The organism is Flavobacterium sp. PL002 (assembly GCF_054165825.1).
In genome coordinates this window covers 3259795-3278580 of sequence record NZ_CM135110.1, presented here as the reverse complement: position 1 = coordinate 3278580, position 18786 = coordinate 3259795, and the positions used below count along the sequence as shown (strand labels likewise).

Below are 18786 nucleotides of genomic sequence, written 5' to 3'. Positions count from 1 at the left end.
CACCAATCGCTAAACTCAAATCTATTTTTATAACGTAAAATGTTATAATTAATATTTATTTGACTAAAACTGCCTAGGTTAGTTAAGATTCTTTTATTAATTTTAAATCACTAATAATCAGCTACGAAAAAAAAGACTATTTATGAAAAACTTGAACTATGGTATAATAGGTAATTGTCGAAGTGCTGCATTAATTTCTGATAAAGGAGCTATAGAATGGTGCTGTCTACCTGAATTTGACTCCTCTTCTATTTTCGCAAAAATTTTAGATACAGCAATTGGTGGAAGTTTTGAAATTCACTGTACCGATGACTATTCAATTAGCCAGAAATACCTTGAAAGTACCAGTATACTCGTCACTACATTTGATAACGGCACTGATGCTTTTGAAATTAATGATTTTATGCCTCGCTATCGCAAAGAAAAAACGGGCTACATGATTCCTCCAGAAATTATTCGTTATTTTAGAAAAATAAACGGTGCCCCAAAATTCACAATTGAATACAACCCGAGATTAGAATACGGATTAGGACAAACGAACAATTTTGTTAAAGAAGACCATATTATAAGTTTGAGTGAATCGACAAAGTTTGATTCCTTATTTCTATACAGTAACTTTAACCTAACTGCAATTAAGGAAGGTAAAACAATTCAACTTGAAGAGGATGGTTATGTTTTACTAGCGTACAATGAAAAAATATTAAAACCTACGTTAACCAAAATAAATTTAGAGTTCGAGAGAACAAAATCCTATTGGTTGGGATGGGCAGATAAAACAACCGAATATAAAAAGTTCAACAAGGAAATTATTAGAAGTGCAATTACTTTGAAATTGCTTAGTTATGAAAAAACGGGAGCTGTGCTTGCCGCTGCCACCACTTCCCTACCGGAGACAATTGGTGAAGTTAGAAATTGGGATTACCGTTTCTGTTGGATTAGAGATGCTTCTATGGTTGTTAAAGTAGTGTCCGAATTAGGGCATAAAAAAATGGCTAAAAACTACCTGCAATTTATTGTCGATTTAATTCCAGATAAGGATGAAAAATTACAAATTATGTACGGGATTAACAAAGAGAAAAAACTAACTGAAGAAACACTTGATCACTTAAGTGGTTATATGGATAGTAAACCCGTAAGAATAGGAAATGCAGCTTACTCACAACGTCAAAACGACATCTACGGAATTTTGATGGATGTGATTCATCAACAACTGAGCACCTTTAGTAACGACACTGAAAATGGTGAAGAATTATGGAATATCACTAAAGGAATTGTTTGGGTGGTTGAAAAACACTGGCAAGAACCTGATAAAGGAATATGGGAGTTTCGAACAGAAGAAAGGCATTTTACCTTCTCAAAAATATTATGTTGGACCGCGATTGATAGAGCAATTAAGGTAGCGAAAATTTTAGGTAAAAAATCGAATGCTGTAAAATGGGAACCTTTAGCCGAAGCGATAAAGAATGATATCTTAGAACACGCTTGGAACGAGTCTGTGCAAGCGTTTACACAATCCTATGGCTCTACTGATTTAGATGCGTCTGTACTTTTAATGGAGAATTATGGGTTTATTGCTGCTAAAGATCCTAAATATGTTGCCACGGTAAAAGCTATTGGACGTGATTTGAGTAACGATGGACTTTTATACCGTTATAAAAACAAAGATGATTTTGGGCTTCCCTCTTCTTCTTTTACAATATGTACTTTTTGGTTTATCAATAGCCTGTACAAAATTGGAGAAACTAAAAAAGCCGAAAAACTATTTAAGAAACTGCTTTCATATAGCAATCATTTAGGATTGTTTAGCGAGGACATTGATTTTGAAACCAAACGTTTATTAGGGAATTTCCCTCAAGCTTATTCCCATTTAGCTCTTATTGAAACAGCCATTAATCTCTCTAAAATTACTGATGATGAAGAAGTTTTAGAAGCAATAAAGAACTAATATTTTAGCTTCAAGAAGCACAATCAACCGCAATTAATTTCTAATTGCGGTTTTTTTATATTTAAAAATAATCAACTTGCTTGTAATGTTTTTAAAAATAAAATGATCTTCGTTATACAATACTATTTGTTAAAGAATCTAATTGTCAGTTTGAGTGTAGTCGAAAACCATTATTGCCTTTCGACTGCGCTTGAACTTATAAAAATTAGCTTGGATTCTACCGGTTTTTAGCATTATACTAAAACCTCAGCAATTTTCTCTTTCGCTAATAATTTTATTAAGGCTTTTTCTTCGGCATTTAATTTTCCGTTTGAAGTAGTTTTACGGGGTTTGTATTTCCAAATTGCCCCACTTTCAAAAGATGCTATTACTGTGGGATGTACATAATATTTTTTACAAACTGTACGAGTATTTCCTAATTTGGCTGAAACCAAATCAAGAACTGCAACAATTTTTTTCTTACAATCTGTTACTGATAATGGTTTTTCTTGTTGTAAAAAACTGCTTAAAGCATTCAAACTACCAGACCAACACCTAAAATCTTTAGCTGTAAAATCTAATGATGTACATTCTTTTAAATAATTATTAATATCACCCGAACCTACGGTATGGTGGCTGCCATCGTCATCATAATATTGAAAAAGTTCTTGACCTGGAATATCTCTACATCTTTTTACCAAACGCATTAATCGTTTGTCTTTTAAAGTAATTTTATGTTTTACTCCTTTTTTACCTTTAAACTCAAACGAAATTAACCCTTTACTAATTTTTGCATGTTTATCCAATAAAGTGGTCAGTCCAAAGGAACCGTATAATTTTTTATACGCTTCATTTCCTATACGGATGTTGGTTACTTCGATTAATTTAATTACTAAAGCAATTACCTTTTCATAAGGCATTCCTTTTTTATTCAAATCCTTTTCTACTTGAGCTCTAATTTTGGGTAACGCCTTCGCAAATTGGCGTAAGCGATAAAATTTAGATTGATTTCTAATTTTATTCCAGTTGCCATGATATCGGTATTGTTTTCTCCCTTTTGTGTCGATACCAGTTGCTTGTAGGTGTGAATTTTCATAAGGAGAAATCCATACTTTTTCCCAAGCTGGCGGAAGCACTAATGTTTTAAATCGGGTTAATAATTCTCGATCGGTAACCAAGTCGTCATTTTCATCTCTATATGAAAATCCTTTTCCTTTTTTAAATCGGTAAAAACCTCTTGAGGAATTTGTAAAATAACGTAGTCCTACTAATTTAGCCGTAAGTTGCGGATTTTTATCAATTTTTGATAGTTTACTTTCTAATCTGTGCATGTTGAGTGACTTTAAACAATAAGAGTAAATTTAGCTCCGTTAATTGTAAAAATCCTTATACAATTTCATTTAGGAATTATAGCATTATAATAAACCACTATGTTTTTAAGTAATTATTTTAATCTAAAAAGCGTCTATAAAATCCCTAGTTAAAGTGATCTTAAAAACGCTTCTTAAAATTTAATCGTATAAATTATTATAGCAGCTTGTTATAAGCTAATGCTAAAAAACATTACAACGTAGTGATACGTTGTAAAAGACCTAGAACCTCTGTATTGTCTTTTATAAAATAATTTGCTACCGTTTTTACATTCCCTACTTTTACTGTATAAGCCGTTTCAGGAAGTTCTTCGAACATAAATTCATCAGTCCAATCATCGCCTATTGCAAATATAAAATCATATTTCGTATTCGAAATAATTCCAGTCGCGGCACGACCTTTATTAATATTGCTATTTTTTACTTCTAATACTTTATTCCCATCAAGCACTGAAAGACTGTTGTTGAACAGCAAACTTTTAAGAACATGTTTTAACTCCATTGTTCTCAAAGCAGCCATCTCGGCATCTGCTTTTCGATAATGCCACGCTAAGGAATATTCTTTTTCTTCTATTAACGCTCCAGGTGTACTATCTGTAAAAGCTTCTAATACTGGTCTAATGTTTTCTTTCCAGCTTGATTTTAAATGATCAAGAGCAGCCCAATCCTCCCCTATTTTTCGTAACCAAGCACCATGATCAGTAACTAATGTGTAGTTTTTATGTCCAAACCAACCCTCGAGTGTTTTACGGTCTCTTCCGCTAATTATGGCTACTTCTGTATTTTCATCACTATTGATCTTATCGAGTAAATCATATAGTTCTTGTGTAGGTCGCGCTTCGCTAGGGTTGTTTTTAAAACCGACTAAAGTTCCGTCATAGTCTAGTAAAAGCAACTTTTTAGTAGCTGTTTTATAATGTTGTGCAATTTCTTCAATCTTATTTGGCGTAAGCTTTTTGGCAACTTGAACAGGAACCGCTTCTTTGGCTACTTTGAGTGCTTTCAAGAATTCTCCAGCCCATCGTTCTACATCATATCTAGAAATTCTTTTCTGTAATGCTTCTAATCGCGTTTTTTGTTCTTCAGCTGGCATTTCTAAAGCCATTTTGATGCTATCCGCAATTTGATCAAAATTATTTGGGTTTACAATTATAGCCTCATGCATCTCCTTAGCTGCTCCCGCCATTTCGCTCAATATCAATACACCGTTTTCTTTTGTACGAGTAGCTACATATTCCTTTGCAACTAAATTCATTCCGTCCCTGACTGGTGTAACCATTGCCACATCAGAAGAGACATATAAATCAATCAACTCATCAAAAGGCAATGATCTATAAAAATACCAAATAGGTGTCCAGCTAATCGTAGATAAATCTCCGTTAATTCGTCCTACTAATTCATCGGTTTCTCGTTTTAGCAATTGGTATTGGGCAACATTTTCTCTCGAAGGTACGGCTAGCATAACTAACCTTACTTTGCCTTTGTATTCAGGATATTTATTTAAAAAATATTCAAATGATTTTATTCTGTTGGGGATTCCCTTCGTATAATCCATTCTATCAATAGACAAAATCAACTTACTTTCATCATTCGATCTATTATGAAAATCGATGCTTTTCATTAATTCCGACTTTGAATCTTCGGGATATTTATCGTGTTCCAGCGCTGCATTATGATAGCGATTATAGTCAATTCCCATAGGAAAAGAATCCACTTTTATGATTCGGTTACCGTATGAAATTTCGTTAAAGTTTATCTCTACATCTTTTATACGTCCTACTGAGCTTATAAAGTGGCGCGCATAGTCATAGGTATGAAAACCTATTAAATCAGCACCAAGCATTCCTTGTAACAATTCATTTCTCCAAGGACAAGTTCTAAAAAGTTCGTAAGATGGATAGGGTATGTGTAGAAAAAAACCTATTGTCAATGTAGGGTTCTTTTTTCTAAGTAATTCTGGAAGTAGCAACAATTGATAATCATGTACCCAAACGGTGTCGCCATCATTCACATTTTCTAAAACCACGTCAGCAAATTTTTGATTTACCTCAACATAGGATTCCCAGTGACTTAATTCAAATTCAGTATATGCTTGAAAATAATGAAATAAAGGCCATAACGCTGTATTACTAAAACCATAATAGTAGTTATCAATATCAGTATGACTTAAAGGAACTGCCACACATTTTTCATTGGCTAAAGCCGCATCAACTTCAAGCTTTTGAATATCGCTCATATCCTCATTAGCTAATCCAGACCAACCTATCCATATTCCGTTGCCCTCTGAATGCACTGATTTCATTCCAGTAGCTAAGCCACCCGAACTTGATTTTGCAACCAAATTATCATCAACATATTTTAAATCTACTGGTAACCTATTTGAAACTATTACTGTTTTATTCATCACGGAATTTTTTTATTTTATCTTTTTTATTTTTTGAATCAGTCTAATTTTATTACTATTCAATTAAATTATTTCAAGGTTTTTGTACGGTATTGCTTTCTGATAATATAAGTTGGCTTTCACTAAATTTACCCGTAATAACGGTTCCTAAATTGTCTATCCATTGTGTAATTACATTTTCAATGAGTTCCGGTTCAAAACCAATGATCACCATAATTTGAACACCAAACTCTTGTCGTACATTTTGTCCTATTTTAAACATATATGAGTAATTTTCTAGTTAAATATAGCATTCAATAATTTAAAAACACCAAAAGAGTCGTTTTTAACTCCTTATCTATCTGTGTTTTATTGATATTAAAATTAATACAGAAAGTATTATTCATTTTACATTATTCTCACTACTTATTATAGAATTCTCATTAGTATTAAAACAAAATAATGTTGTTAATTAAAATTTAAACCATAAAGAAATTTTCAATAAATAGTGCTTAACAATAGTAAAAATTCACAAACCTACAGCTCCTTAATTGTATAGTATTATTCCTTTTATTAAATTAGCATTGCGTTATGCGCTAATAAAATAAATTTATGAAAGAGTAATAATTTTTTAAATGAGCCGTACACTATTTTATAAATACTACTAAAACGTAACGAAATGGATAAAATATTTTTCAGCAATTGGTATAGCATTATCCGTGTTATAATTATTACCATTATTGCTTACCCAGCATTAATTTTAATATTAAGAATATCAGGAAAACGTACTTTATCTAAAATGAATGCTTTTGACTTGATTATTACAATAGCCATAGGTTCCATATTTGCCACTGTAATTCTAAGTAAAGATGTAAGCCTTTCAGAGGGAATACTTGCTTTTGCAATGTTGGTTTTTTTTCAATATTTAATTACCTATTTCTCTTCACGAAATAAAAAAGTAAGCGAGCTTGTAAAATCATCACCTACATTAATGGCTTACAAAGGGCAATTACTAAAGGCTAATATGCTAAAGGAAAGAATTGATGAAGATGAAATATGGGCAATTATTAGAAAAAAAGGATATAGCTCATTAGAAGAGACTGATGCAATTGTTCTAGAAACAGATGGTAGTTTATCAGTAATCGAGCATATTAAAGATGTAGAAGCCCCACCAATAAAAACACTATTGGATTAATTATAATGAATAGAAAACATTAAAATAAGTTGGTTACAAAATTAAAAAAACGCAAAACTATTTTTTAAAAGTAGTTTTGCGATTAAAATAGGTGCATTAAATTTTATATTGTAATAACTCTGTAATTAATTCTTCAAAATCTACTGAAGCAACTGCTATACGCTTATCAGCGGCTCCGTAATAAATGTACAATCTACCATCAAACAATGAAGTACCTGTTGGAAAAACTACATTGCTCACATATCCTGATAATTCCCATTTTAAATCAGGTTTAAATAAAGGATAAGGCAGTCTAGCAATTTCTTTTGTAGGATCATCAAGATCAAGTAAAGCGGCACATGCAGCATAGACATAACCTTGCGCCGAATCATGCACACCGTGATAAATTAAAAGCCAACCTGCTTCTGTTTCTATAGGCGGGCAGCCACCACCAATGTAACTTATTTCATGATCGTATACAGATGTCATTAAAATATGCTCTTTGAAGTGTAGCAAATACTGTGTCCAGAAATCTTTATTCAAGTCTTTTAAATTTGCTACGGAAGCTATTTGAATATCGGGTCTAATACGGTGTAAAAAAGTGAATTTACCATTGATTAATCTCGGAAAAAAAACAACATTTTTATCTGAAAGAAACGTTTTTCTATCGCGTTCATTTTTATCATCATCGTGAACATTAAATCGGTTGTATTTATCGTTTAGATGGCCATTGCATTGTGTTAATCGGTTAAATTCATGGTAATTTAATTGCGGTACCATTATTCCGTGTTTTTCAAATTTAATTAAATCAATAGAAGTAGCATAACAACCTAGCGCATTTACGCCATCATAAGCTGTGTATGTCATGTAATACGTATTTTCTATCTCAACAATTCTTGGATCTTCAATACCGTGAACTTCATCTTCGGTAGAAGGTATAATTAAGGGCTCTTGCTTTCGATCAATAACATTAAGTGGCCCCTCTAGTTTGGCATAACCAATAGTGGAATAATTGCCTCGTCTCACCGCGCGATAAAAAATATGAACCGTATTTCCATCCTGTAAAATTGCAGGATTCAGCACACCATCATTTTCAAACTCTAATTTAGTTTCCTTGAGAATAACGCCTTCTTTTTTAACTGTAATCATTTTACTTGCTATTTAGTATAATTAAAACGAATCTATTTTTTTAAACTAAAAAAAACCAATTGATTTAAGCTTTCTTTACTTTATTAGAGCGCATCATTTTATTGGTGTTCAAAATATAACTTTTGCTTTTTATCGAATGTTCCTCTGCCCTATTTGCTGTAGCTGTATGGTCACTTAATAATAGATAAGAAGGTTTTTCAGTTGTATGTTCCTTAATTTTAGGAAGCTGTATGATCTTGCCTCTTGACGTATAAGTTTCTATTAAAAGACGTGCCGATAAGTAACAAACCGTAGACTCAGCACCTTGATTTAAATTGACATTTTCTTCTTCAAGACCATCATAACAACCTCCTGTAATTGGATTGTACATAATGTGATTTAAATGATTGTTTCCTAAAAACCAGTCAAATGCCAATTTCATATTTTTTTTATAGACATCATCACCAAAAGTCTTGTAGAATAAATCCAAAGCGTGCATCATGTAACATGCCTCAATAGGTTGTTCTCCATATTGATGTGGTACAACTCCTTTTTTATGCCAGCCTTTATTGCTGATTATTTTAAATTGTCCATCAACAAACATTTTAGAAATTAAAAAATTCATAGAATCTAATGCAATTGTTTTAGTAGTCTCTTTTCCTGTTACCAAATAAGATAGTAATAATGCTTCAGGCAAAATACTGTTAGCATAGGTAAGTTTATCCTCAAACCAATTCCAATTTTTAGAATATGAGGCTGTATAAATTACTTTAATTTTTTGTGCCAAATCATCAATTATTTGAGCAACTATAGAGGAGGGTGTCACACTATAGAGATAAGACAATCCTTTTATTGTAAAACCAATAGCTCGAGGTGAATGAAGGTTTTTTGCACAAGACAGTGCTTTATCGATACATCCATTTGCTTTATCCCTAAGTGAAGCTGGAAGTATTGTTTCATTCAATGATAATAAATATCCTAAGGACCAAATGGCTCTTCCGTTAGAATCTTCTAAATTTTCATCTTTGTTTCTTGCTTCGATTTGATTGTGTTGGTCTACATAGTTAATGAAATTTCCATCCGAAAGTTGGCATCTTTGGATAAAATCAACATACGTGTTCATATAGCTAATGTCTGATTGATCTCCAGTTAACTGGTAATGTTTACACATTGTAATTAATGCTCTAGCGTTATCATCTAGCGTGTAACCTGAATCCAAGTCTGGTTCTGATATTTTACAAAATTGAATCATACCTATATTTGTAGTCATCGCTTTTAGATGATCCATTTTTATTTCAGGATAGGTGATTTTAGTTTTTACCAAATCTTTAGCAATCTTTTGATATGTTTTTATGTGTTTTATAGCCGTATTTTCCCAAGAAGTTTGCGTAGTTTTTGCGTAAGCGTTCAAAGCCATGTGTGCTCTTAAATTAGCATCACCTAGTAATTTTAATGTTGCTGTTGCAAATTGATCTTCGTTTTGAATATCAGCTAAAATACCTATGTCAGCTGTTAAGCTCTCTAAAGTATGCGGAATCTTACTCGCAACAATAGGACAAGAACAGCTCATTGCATAGGAGAAAGTACCGCTGACCGCTTGGTTGGGATCTTTGGAAGTAAATAAATAAACATCAGTCGCTTTTAAATAATCTAGGAGTTGGTCTACCTCTAAATATTCATTTACAAAACGTACATTATTTTCTAAATTTAGGTCGGTAACTATTGCTTCTAATGAGTTTCTATAAACGTCTAAATTATCAACAATGGTATTGGGGTGTGTTTTTCCTAGTACTAAATACAATATATTCGGAAATTTCTCGACAATTTTAGGCAAGGCTTTTAATCCTGTTTCTATACTTTTTCCTTCTCCTAATAATCCAAAAGTGGAAAGAATTAATCGGTCTTGTAAATCTAGTTTCTTCTTTGCTTTATCCGTATTTTCGTAATTAACTAAGTGGGTGCCGTGTGGGACAAAGGCGATATGCTCTAGCGGAATTCCATAATCTTCCATCAAGATTTTTTTAGACTTGTTAGTCATGACAAAAATAGCTTGAGAATAACTGCATAACAATTGTACAATTGCTTTTAGTTTTTCGTCAGGATTAGGAATCACACTGTGAAAAGTATAAGCAATTGGTTTTTTAATTGTATCTAAAAAGTCTAAAAGATAATCTCCATATTGACCACCAAATAATCCAAATTCGTGCTGAATGTGCACGAGTTTAACATCAGGGTCTTTATTAATTTCTTTAGCTACAGTAGTATATGCAGCTTTGTCTTTTGATGGTAAATGGTAAGCAGAATCAGGAGCGGCTTCTCCTTTAAAAGTTACTTCGCAAATTTCGCAATTGATGCTTTTTCCATACGCTTTATTAATTGCGTTAACTGTATCTTCCGTAAAAGTTGCAATGCCACATTGTGTAGGTGGATAAGTCGAAAGAAATACTATTTTTGATTTAGTTGTTAAAGTTTTCATCCCTATTATTTGTTTGTCGATTTATATTTGTTTGTTTAATCCAAATTTAAGCCTAAAATCGACACTTATATTTATACTATTTTTGGTATTTATTATAATATTTAACCTTATGACTGTCAATACTTACCGTATTATATTACAATAGTATCCCTCTTTAAAAAATTGTACTTTTGAATTTGATATTTCGTAAGGAATGCTAGCTGTTTGTTACTAATTATTTTACAGACCTAAGCTACATAAAACATCAAATTAAAGAACCTAAAATAAGTTTTAAACCTATTTATTTGTTTAAAAAAATAGTATAATAAGTCAATAATGTTACGTTAATGTCTCTTAAAATTCAATCACTTTATTCTCAAAGATTATCATACTAAGGATATAATTTTATAAAACAGAACTATAATTGTATAAATATTCTATAGTAAGACAGTTGTATTTTTGGGTTATCAATAATTAATTGGCTTTTACTATGTCGAATAAAAAAATTGATCCTCAAAATGATACTATTACAAACATAAATTATAAAAAATGGAAAATTTAATCAACATGGAAAGTTTAGAAAACTTAAAGGAAAATCTCGATAAGGCACTTTCTGAAGTTCCTGCAAATTATTTATTAGGTGCAGGTGCAGTAGCATGGTTACTGTCCAGCGGACTAAAACATGCTGGAAAAGCTAAAGCGGCTTCGTTTGTAGAAGCACTTTCAGTTCCTGTATTGTCTATTGGTTTGTACTATAAAATGACTGAAATCTCTCGTAAAAAAGAGGTGTTGGCTGATTAAATTTAATCTAATAAAAGAAAACTTCAACAAAAACAAACATCATGAGTAAAGCAATAAGTAAAAACAAGTTAGACAAAAATGAATCTCTTATAAAAGCAAACGTCCCTAAATTAGAGCGTGTATTAATGGTCGCTGCAGGAAGTTACCTATTATATAAAGCCTTATCTAAAAAGAAAAAGAACATTACTAAAACAACTGCGGCAAGCGGAATGTTGTTAAGAGGACTAACAGGCTACTGCCCTGTTTACAGTGCGATTGAGCATATTAAAGAAGATTCCTCTTCAAATATTACTATCCGATTAAAAGAAACTATTAATAAGCCTATGGGTGAAGTATATGCTTTCTGGAGAAATATTGAAAATCTCCCTAAATTTATGAATCACTTGGAGAGTGTAAAGATTATCGATCATAATTTATCTGAATGGACTGCTAAAGGCCCAGCTGGATTAGGTTCATTAACTTGGAAAGCTGAAATTGTAAGAGAGGTAACTGATACTGTAATTAGTTGGCAATCTATTGAAAATGCTACGGTAGAGAATACTGGTAAAGTTTCCTTTACACCAAAAGGAAATACTACTGATGTGGATATCATTATTTCCTATCATGCACCACTAGGCAGCGCAGGCGAAAAGGCTGCACAATTTTTAAATCCGTACTTCAAAAGTTTAGTTAAAAAAGACCTTAATAATTTTAAATCTTTTATTGAAAATTTAAAAGACATGAAGTAATATTTTACTAGTCTACCTTTTATTTAATCCAGACTGGTTACAAAATTTATAATTGAATAAACAGTAATCGATAACTATGGACTATATTGGTCTATAGTTATTGTTATTATTGTAAAACTTTGCACGATTCCACATCGTAAATTATGAAGTTTTCGATTGGCTTTTTATGCGGTTTCATCACAATCTTTAATTATTTTATTTGGCATCATAAAATCCAAACATGAAATTTATTCTTTAAGATAGCTAACTAGGCACCTTAATTTATAATAGAAAAATTCAAATCACACTTATTAATTAGTGCAAATTGCCAGTTGGAACAGCATCGAAAATTATAAATAGATTTTACTGGTTATTATATTCCTGTTTTTGGAGTTCACCTTATTATTACCCTGGTTGCAACTCTAATCTATTTTGCTTTATAAAAACTCAATAGTTAATAATTACACTATTAATTTTTCATTTTACATATTTTATTATAATCTAAAACTTTGATGTGGCTTCCTTTTTTTTCAATCAAACCTTCGTTTCTAAACTCTGTTAAGGTTCTACTTACCGTTTCTGATGCTGTTCCTGACATAGCTGCAAGATCATCTCTTGTTACCTTAATACTATTGCCCTGAACCTCATCTTCTAACTCAAAAAGTTTAATTAATGATTCTGCTATTCTTTTTCGAACAGATTGATAGGCTAATAATAGCAAATGGGTATCCTTAGAACGAATTTCATTAGATAGAATTTTAATGAATTTTTCAGCTACGTCTGGATAGCGTTTTAGTAGCTCTTCAAGTTCTTCTTTTGGAAAAAAACACAGTTCACTATCTTCTAGAGCTGTTGCAGTATCAGTAAATGTTTCATGGCAAAGGATGGTATTTATTCCTAAAAAATCGTTACTATGATAAATTCCAGTCATAAGTTCCCGGCCATCTTCAGCCATTTTTACTGTTTTTACCTTTCCTGAGATTACTAAATAAATCCCTAATGCACGATCACCTTCGTAATGAATGGTTTGGTTTTTCTTAAAAGGTCTGTGAACATGCTCTTCTATTAATTTTTTCAGTTCCCCTATGCCTTGTTTAGGACCATTTACCTTTTCATTGCTTGCTAGAGCATTTTTATAAAAATCTTGTTCTGATTTTTTTTTGTTTAATCTGCTTTCTATCGCTTGTAAAAGTTCCATATCGTCAAATGGCTTTGTCAAGTAATCATCAGCCCCCATTTCCATGGCTTTTCTTAAATCTGGTCGTTCTGATTTAGCTGTAATGAAAATAAAAGGAATTGTGCTTGTTTCAGGATTTTTGTTAAGCAAGTACAAAACACCATAACCATCAAGCTCAGGCATCATAATATCACATAAAATAATATCGGGCAAGTTTAAAATAGCAGACTCTACTCCTACTTTACCATTATTGGCTTGAAAAACAGTGTAGCCACTCAAAGTGAGAATTTCTACAATATTTTCTCTAATGTCATTATGATCTTCTATAATTAATACTTTGCTCATGATATAGGAAATTTTAATATAAATGTTGTTCCGTCCTGCGCATTACTTGTAAATTTGGCTGTTCCTTTCATTAAAGAAACATACCTACTAACAATATTTAATCCAAGACCTGTTCCTGGAATACTGCCGGTATTGTGCGCTCTAAAAAAAGCTTGAAACAAGTATTTTTGTTCTTCTAAGGGAATACCTATTCCGTTATCGTGTACTGATAAAATACATTCTGAATTATAAATTTCTGTTGTAAAATCAATACTACATATATCTCCTGAATATTTTATAGCATTTGTAATCAAATTAATAGCACAGTTCTTTAATAAATTTGCATCTAGAGATACCATCGTTTGATCTCCTATATGCTTATAATTAATATTTTGACTGGCTTTCGCCAAAAGTTGCATTTCTTCGGTTAATTCTTTACTAAACTTCATCAAATCAAAACTACTGAAACTGACCATCATTTTTCCTACTTCTAATTTTTCAACATAAAGAAAGTCATTCAGTATAGCCGTTAAATTCATCACTGAATTTTTAATTTTATTCACGTGTTTATTAATAGGCTCACTTTGAAATGATTCAGCATATTTTTCAATTAATGAGGCAGATAATTGCACTGTACTAAGTGGAGTCCTAAACTCATGGGATGCCATCGATAGAAATCTATTTTTTAATCTACTAAGTTCTTTTTCCTTAACTAAAGATATACTCACTTTCTCTTTGGCCTTTTCTAAGGCATCAATTGTATCATTAAGTGACTTTGTTCTTACTTCAACCAACTCTTCAAGTTCTGTAGCGTAATTTTTAAAACGCTCTTCATCCATTTTCTGTTTAGAGAGATCATGAATAAATCCTGCATACATTGTTTTTCCAGAAAATTGCACTTCACTAACACCAAGCTTCATAGGAAATCGTTGACCACCTTTACGCAACCCAATTAATTCCCTACCTGTGCCTATTATACTTGGTTTTTTCGTGTTTTTATACTTTTCTAAATAATTATCGTGTCTTCTTCTATCATCAGATGGCATTAACATAGAAATATTCTGACCTATAACTTCTTCTTCGAGATAATCAAATAAAATACAACCAGCAGGATTAATTGATTCAATTATTCCCTTTTCATCAATAGTAATTATTCCATCCAAAGCATTTTGTACAAGAGCATATAAAAGAGCGGCGTTATTCATCTAAACAATCGATCAAATTAGGATGATCACGATAAAGGACGACTATTTAAAAACAGTAAATCAATTTGTAAGTCATTACTGCTTCACAATTCACACATAGCTATTATTTTAACACAAAAAGAAATAACCGCTGTTTTTTCTTTCATTTTAAAGAGATATTCTTTGCTTAAAACAGCTAAACTAATTACAATATGGCTTTCTAATACAACAAAGTGATATTAATCATACTTTATAGTGCTTGTCATCACTTACAATTGATGCCTTTTATTGCTTCTTTGCTGCTATAATTCAAAATATATTTCGATGTCATATAAATCGCTACCATTATGCATGCTTCTTATAAAGGACGATGCTAAAGCAATGAATGTTTTTCAGTCGGCTTTAATTAATCTTGGGTCAAAAAACCCCATATCATTATACCAAAATATAGAATTATGCCTTCAGCATTTAAAGGAGGTTCCTAATATAGTCACTCCTATTCTATTTTTCTACTTGAATGAAAATGTCCGTAAATGTATTAATGAAATCGTCACTATAAGGAAAGATTTAAAAAACAAAGACCTTTCTATTGTGGTTTATGATTCAACGGCAGCATTTTGTGATGAAGACATTTTTATGGCTGGAGCCAATATTTATATTAAAAAATCAAACGATATTATTAAATTAAATAAAATCATTAAGAATGCCATGAATATGAATGGGCAATTTGAATTAGGACAATTTAATAGGGATACTTTCTTTCTTTCAGTTTAATACCAAATCATTTTATTAACTGATGAAGGTCATTTTCAATTTCAAAGTATTTTCTCAACTTTGAAAAATAATCAAGAATTGTTATCTCTTTTTCACACTTAGCAAAATTAATTAATCATGGAAAAAATAAAAATGGATAGTTTAATAACAGTATTAGCCGATGTAGAAAAGTTAGGATTTACATCTCAATTTGAAGTAAATGGAGAAATATTAACTTCGCTTAAAACAAATAAAAACTATAAGCCTAAGCAAATAAATATAGTACATTTTTATCGCTTTGAAGGAGCGTCAAGTCAAGACGATAGTGCTATTATGTATGCAATTGAAACTGATGATAATGAAAAAGGAACCTTAGTAGATGGTTACGGAACTACTGCTGATACAGCAACTGCTGATTTCATGCGTGTTGTAAATGACATTCATAAATAACAAAACCAAAAAAATATAATACTTACTACTGCCTATAAGTTGGTTTGTAACAAAATTCAATAGCTAATTTTTTAAAATGCTTCTTTTACTTTTATTCTAAAATCACTATTTAATTTATCACCGCTATTCACATCCTCTTCTGTAAAATAACATTGCTTACAGTAATACTAAAGCGGTATCAAAATCTAATTGTAAAAATCAAAATTATATGATTTAAAAATGTGACTCCCATCACAAAATGACATGACCTAAGTCATTTTATAGCGTCTACCAGTAAAGTACTTTTACTACATGATACTGCAATAGCTTGATACTATATAACAAATAAATGCATCTAGTCAAGAGAAGAAATTTCACCTTTTAAGTTTGCTTTAAAGGTCCTAACTGGAATGCATTTTTATAAAAAAACGTAGTATTCTAAAAAGAAAAGCCGCTTTGTATTTTATAAAAATCAATACTTAAAATAATGATAGCCTACCTCAAAAAAAAATTCTATGAAGCGGGCAAACTCTCTATGTTTGCTGGAAGGTTCTTTCGGGAAATATTTACACGACCGTTTTATAGTAATGAATTTATTCGTCAGTGCTATGCAATAGGTTTTAAGTCATTGCCTTTAGTTTCCATTACAGGATTTATAATGGGGTTAGTGCTTACTATTCAGTCTAGACCTACTATGACCAAATTTGGAGCCGAATCTTGGTTACCCAGTATGGTTTCGTTATCGTTAATTAGAGAAATTGCACCCGTAATTACAGCGCTTATTTGTGCTGGGAAAATAGCTTCAGGAATTGGTGCTGAACTTGGTTCTATGAAAGTATCTGAACAAATAGATGCTATGGAAGTTTCTGCTATAAACCCTTATAAATATTTAGTCAACACGCGCATACTTGCAACAACTATTATGATCCCAATTTTAGTATTCTATGCTGATTTTATTGGGATCTTTGGTGGTTACATTGGTTACAATGTACACGGGAGTTTGGGACTGTTACGCTACTTTTCTGAAGTTATTGAACACCTTGATTTTTTGGATTTATTACCAGCTACGATAAAAACATTCTTTTTTGGATTCTTTATTGGACTAATAGGTTGCTATAAAGGCTTCAATGCTAAAAAAGGAACTGCTAGCGTAGGTATGGCAGCAAATTCGGCCGTGGTTTTATCGTCGCTTATCATTTTTATTATCGATATGCTTGCCGTTCAAATAACTGATTTATTTTTCTAAAAGATGCAAAAAGAACCTGTCATAGTAATTAAAAATCTCCAAAAGTCATTTGGTAAAAACAAAGTCTTGAGAGGCATTAATCTTACCGTAAATAAGGGAGAAGATCTAGTGATACTCGGTCGCTCCGGTTCTGGGAAATCAGTTACCATTAAATGCCTAGTTGGACTCATTGATGCTGATGAGGGAGAGTTAAACATTTTTGGGAATGATATTGCTAAAATGAACTATAAAGAACTAAATGCAATTCGGTTACGCATTGGATTCCTCTTTCAAAGTGGCGCCTTATATGACTCCATGTCGGTGAGAGACAACTTGGCTTTTACATTAAAACACCACACACCTCATCTTAAAGATGAAGAAGTAGATGCACAAATTTTAGAAGTACTTGAAAACGTAGGCTTAGAAGAAGCTATTGATAGCATGCCATCTGAATTATCTGGAGGAATGGTAAAACGAATAGGTCTAGCAAGAACCCTCATTATAAAGCCTGAAATCATTTTATATGATGAGCCTACTGCGGGACTGGATACAATAACAGCAAGAGAAATTGATGAATTAATCTTATCTGTACAAAAAAAATACAAGACTACTTCCATCATCATTACGCATGATATTGCTTGCGCAAAAATGACAGGGAATCGCATTATGATTTTGAAAGATGGCGTAATTCATACTGAAGGTTCCTATGAAGAATTAGAAAACAGTGCTGATGATTGGGTACGTTCCTTTTTTAATTAAAAAACAGTAATAAAATTACCACCATGAAGAAAAGAAATTCAAACTATATCTGGAAATTAGGAATGTTCGTCATTATAGGACTCCTAGTCTTTTTTGCGACTTTATATTTTATTGGCAGCAGCCAAAACCTTTTTGGTTCTACATTCCAATTAAAAACAAAATTCAAAAATGTAAGCGGTCTTAAGGTAGATAACAACGTGCTACTATCAGGTATAAATATAGGCTCTATTAAGGAAATCGAATTTATATCTGACTCTTCTGTTGTGGTCGTTATGGTTATCAAAAATGAAGTGCAACAATATATTAAAACCGACGCATTAGCGAGTATTGGTTCAGATGGGTTGATGGGAGACAAAGTGGTTACTATTTCTCCAGGAAATAAGTCAGACAGAGTGGTTGAAGACGATAGCTATATTGCGTCAATCGAAGAGGTTGAACTACAGGATTTGATGTCAGGCCTTAAAAAAAGTATTGATAACGCTGAGGTTATTACAAAAGAGTTATCTGAATTTAGTTATAAAATTAATAATGGTGAAGGCATGTTATCAAAGATTTTGACAGATCCACAATTAGCCAAAAGTGTCCAAAAATCCATGCTAAATTTAGAAGAAGGATCCGATCAATTTGTACTTTTTACAAAAAAAATGAATGATAAAAACGGTACATTCTCCAAGCTCATGACCGACCCGTACTATACCAATAGCATCAAGAAATCATTGTCTGGTTTAGAAAAAAGCACCGCTGATATTAATACTTTCACCGCTACTCTTAATAACGGAAATGGAATTGTTTCTAAATTATTAACTGATGCAAAATTAGCAAAATCATTAGATTCTACCATGACTAACTTACAAACTGGTACCAAAAAATTAAACGAATTAGAAGAAGCAGCGAAGCATAATTTTATTTTAAGAGGCTTTTTTAGAAAAAAAGAAAAAGAAAAAAAGAAAATTGAGGACGCAAAATCAAATAAATAAAACTTCTTTATTAAAA

Annotated in this window: 16 protein-coding genes; 9 read left to right on the top strand and 7 right to left on the bottom strand. The window is 31.8% G+C overall.

Annotated features, from left to right (window positions below; translation table 11 throughout):
• The first annotated feature begins 142 nt into the window (after positions 1–142).
• The gene (locus ACVEGE_RS14295; RefSeq protein WP_458008554.1) at positions 143–1945 is read left to right on the top strand and encodes a glycoside hydrolase family 15 protein; all 1803 of its coding nucleotides are present in this window, start codon (positions 143–145) and stop codon (positions 1943–1945) included.
• Between the two features lie 233 nt (positions 1946–2178).
• Here the strand turns inward: ACVEGE_RS14295 and ACVEGE_RS14290 are convergent, their stop codons facing one another.
• The 3 genes from ACVEGE_RS14290 to ACVEGE_RS14280 all read right to left on the bottom strand — a co-directional run bounded on the left by ACVEGE_RS14290 (position 2179) and on the right by ACVEGE_RS14280 (position 5960).
• Complete coding sequence (locus tag ACVEGE_RS14290) at positions 2179–3255, bottom strand: DNA topoisomerase IB (RefSeq protein ID WP_192500678.1); 1077 nt, start codon at positions 3253–3255, stop codon at positions 2179–2181.
• A gap of 232 nt (positions 3256–3487) precedes the next feature.
• Positions 3488–5698, bottom strand: a complete 2211-nt coding sequence (locus ACVEGE_RS14285; RefSeq protein WP_192500679.1) for a bifunctional alpha,alpha-trehalose-phosphate synthase (UDP-forming)/trehalose-phosphatase — start codon at positions 5696–5698, stop codon at positions 3488–3490.
• Positions 5699–5771: 73 nt separating this feature from the next.
• The gene (locus tag ACVEGE_RS14280; RefSeq protein ID WP_173853872.1) at positions 5772–5960 is read right to left on the bottom strand and encodes a hypothetical protein; all 189 of its coding nucleotides are present in this window, start codon (positions 5958–5960) and stop codon (positions 5772–5774) included.
• Between the two features lie 396 nt (positions 5961–6356).
• Between ACVEGE_RS14280 and ACVEGE_RS14275 the strand changes: the two genes are divergently transcribed.
• On the top strand, positions 6357–6872 hold the full coding sequence (locus ACVEGE_RS14275; RefSeq protein ID WP_192500680.1) for a DUF421 domain-containing protein: 516 nt from the start codon (positions 6357–6359) through the stop codon (positions 6870–6872).
• Between the two features lie 96 nt (positions 6873–6968).
• Here the strand turns inward: ACVEGE_RS14275 and ACVEGE_RS14270 are convergent, their stop codons facing one another.
• Together ACVEGE_RS14270 and ACVEGE_RS14265 are read right to left on the bottom strand one after the other, a co-directional pair.
• Positions 6969–8000, bottom strand: a complete 1032-nt coding sequence (locus tag ACVEGE_RS14270; RefSeq protein WP_192500681.1) for a glycoside hydrolase family 130 protein — start codon at positions 7998–8000, stop codon at positions 6969–6971.
• 64 nt (positions 8001–8064) lie between these two features.
• On the bottom strand, positions 8065–10455 hold the full coding sequence (locus tag ACVEGE_RS14265) for a glycosyltransferase (protein WP_192500682.1): 2391 nt from the start codon (positions 10453–10455) through the stop codon (positions 8065–8067).
• A gap of 528 nt (positions 10456–10983) precedes the next feature.
• Here ACVEGE_RS14265 and ACVEGE_RS14260 point away from each other — a divergent pair.
• Both ACVEGE_RS14260 and ACVEGE_RS14255 read left to right on the top strand, forming a co-directional pair.
• Positions 10984–11235, top strand: a complete 252-nt coding sequence (locus tag ACVEGE_RS14260; RefSeq protein ID WP_173853876.1) for a hypothetical protein — start codon at positions 10984–10986, stop codon at positions 11233–11235.
• Between the two features lie 41 nt (positions 11236–11276).
• Positions 11277–11963 (top strand): SRPBCC family protein, encoded by a 687-nt coding sequence (locus ACVEGE_RS14255; protein WP_192500683.1) that lies wholly within the window; start codon positions 11277–11279, stop codon positions 11961–11963.
• A gap of 448 nt (positions 11964–12411) precedes the next feature.
• Here the strand turns inward: ACVEGE_RS14255 and ACVEGE_RS14250 are convergent, their stop codons facing one another.
• Both ACVEGE_RS14250 and ACVEGE_RS14245 read right to left on the bottom strand, forming a co-directional pair.
• On the bottom strand, positions 12412–13464 hold the full coding sequence (locus ACVEGE_RS14250) for a response regulator (protein WP_192500684.1): 1053 nt from the start codon (positions 13462–13464) through the stop codon (positions 12412–12414).
• Positions 13461–14648 carry a PAS domain-containing sensor histidine kinase gene (locus ACVEGE_RS14245; RefSeq protein ID WP_192500685.1) on the bottom strand — a complete coding sequence of 396 codons (1188 nt, stop codon included), beginning with the start codon at positions 14646–14648 and terminating at the stop codon, positions 13461–13463. The genes ACVEGE_RS14250 and ACVEGE_RS14245 overlap by 4 nt, the downstream gene beginning before the upstream one ends.
• A 303-nt stretch (positions 14649–14951) precedes the next feature.
• Here ACVEGE_RS14245 and ACVEGE_RS14240 point away from each other — a divergent pair, with 303 nt between their 5' ends.
• From ACVEGE_RS14240 to ACVEGE_RS14220, 5 genes are all read left to right on the top strand, one after another.
• The gene (locus tag ACVEGE_RS14240; protein WP_173855778.1) at positions 14952–15401 is read left to right on the top strand and encodes a hypothetical protein; all 450 of its coding nucleotides are present in this window, start codon (positions 14952–14954) and stop codon (positions 15399–15401) included.
• A gap of 117 nt (positions 15402–15518) precedes the next feature.
• The gene (locus ACVEGE_RS14235; RefSeq protein WP_192500686.1) at positions 15519–15830 is read left to right on the top strand and encodes a hypothetical protein; all 312 of its coding nucleotides are present in this window, start codon (positions 15519–15521) and stop codon (positions 15828–15830) included.
• Positions 15831–16296: 466 nt separating this feature from the next.
• Positions 16297–17055 (top strand): MlaE family ABC transporter permease, encoded by a 759-nt coding sequence (locus tag ACVEGE_RS14230; RefSeq protein WP_192500687.1) that lies wholly within the window; start codon positions 16297–16299, stop codon positions 17053–17055.
• Positions 17056–17058: 3 nt separating this feature from the next.
• Positions 17059–17793 carry an ABC transporter ATP-binding protein gene (locus ACVEGE_RS14225; protein WP_173855780.1) on the top strand — a complete coding sequence of 245 codons (735 nt, stop codon included), beginning with the start codon at positions 17059–17061 and terminating at the stop codon, positions 17791–17793.
• A gap of 23 nt (positions 17794–17816) precedes the next feature.
• Entirely contained in the window at positions 17817–18770 is a 954-nt protein-coding gene (locus ACVEGE_RS14220) for an MlaD family protein (protein WP_192500688.1), read from the top strand.
• Positions 18771–18786 lie beyond the last annotated feature (16 nt).

Bases quoted from the DNA above. Each gene is read 5' to 3' on its own strand.
- ACVEGE_RS14295 (WP_458008554.1), top strand. From the start codon at position 143: ATGAAAAACTTGAACTATGGTATAATAGGTAATTGTCGAAGTGCTGCA.
- ACVEGE_RS14290 (WP_192500678.1), bottom strand. From the start codon at position 3,255: ATGCACAGATTAGAAAGTAAACTATCAAAAATTGATAAAAATCCGCAA.
- ACVEGE_RS14285 (WP_192500679.1), bottom strand. From the start codon at position 5,698: ATGAATAAAACAGTAATAGTTTCAAATAGGTTACCAGTAGATTTAAAA.
- ACVEGE_RS14280 (WP_173853872.1), bottom strand. From the start codon at position 5,960: ATGTTTAAAATAGGACAAAATGTACGACAAGAGTTTGGTGTTCAAATT.
- ACVEGE_RS14275 (WP_192500680.1), top strand. From the start codon at position 6,357: ATGGATAAAATATTTTTCAGCAATTGGTATAGCATTATCCGTGTTATA.
- ACVEGE_RS14270 (WP_192500681.1), bottom strand. From the start codon at position 8,000: ATGATTACAGTTAAAAAAGAAGGCGTTATTCTCAAGGAAACTAAATTA.
- ACVEGE_RS14265 (WP_192500682.1), bottom strand. From the start codon at position 10,455: ATGAAAACTTTAACAACTAAATCAAAAATAGTATTTCTTTCGACTTAT.
- ACVEGE_RS14260 (WP_173853876.1), top strand. From the start codon at position 10,984: ATGGAAAATTTAATCAACATGGAAAGTTTAGAAAACTTAAAGGAAAAT.
- ACVEGE_RS14255 (WP_192500683.1), top strand. From the start codon at position 11,277: ATGAGTAAAGCAATAAGTAAAAACAAGTTAGACAAAAATGAATCTCTT.
- ACVEGE_RS14250 (WP_192500684.1), bottom strand. From the start codon at position 13,464: ATGAGCAAAGTATTAATTATAGAAGATCATAATGACATTAGAGAAAAT.
- ACVEGE_RS14245 (WP_192500685.1), bottom strand. From the start codon at position 14,648: ATGAATAACGCCGCTCTTTTATATGCTCTTGTACAAAATGCTTTGGAT.
- ACVEGE_RS14240 (WP_173855778.1), top strand. From the start codon at position 14,952: ATGTCATATAAATCGCTACCATTATGCATGCTTCTTATAAAGGACGAT.
- ACVEGE_RS14235 (WP_192500686.1), top strand. From the start codon at position 15,519: ATGGAAAAAATAAAAATGGATAGTTTAATAACAGTATTAGCCGATGTA.
- ACVEGE_RS14230 (WP_192500687.1), top strand. From the start codon at position 16,297: ATGATAGCCTACCTCAAAAAAAAATTCTATGAAGCGGGCAAACTCTCT.
- ACVEGE_RS14225 (WP_173855780.1), top strand. From the start codon at position 17,059: ATGCAAAAAGAACCTGTCATAGTAATTAAAAATCTCCAAAAGTCATTT.
- ACVEGE_RS14220 (WP_192500688.1), top strand. From the start codon at position 17,817: ATGAAGAAAAGAAATTCAAACTATATCTGGAAATTAGGAATGTTCGTC.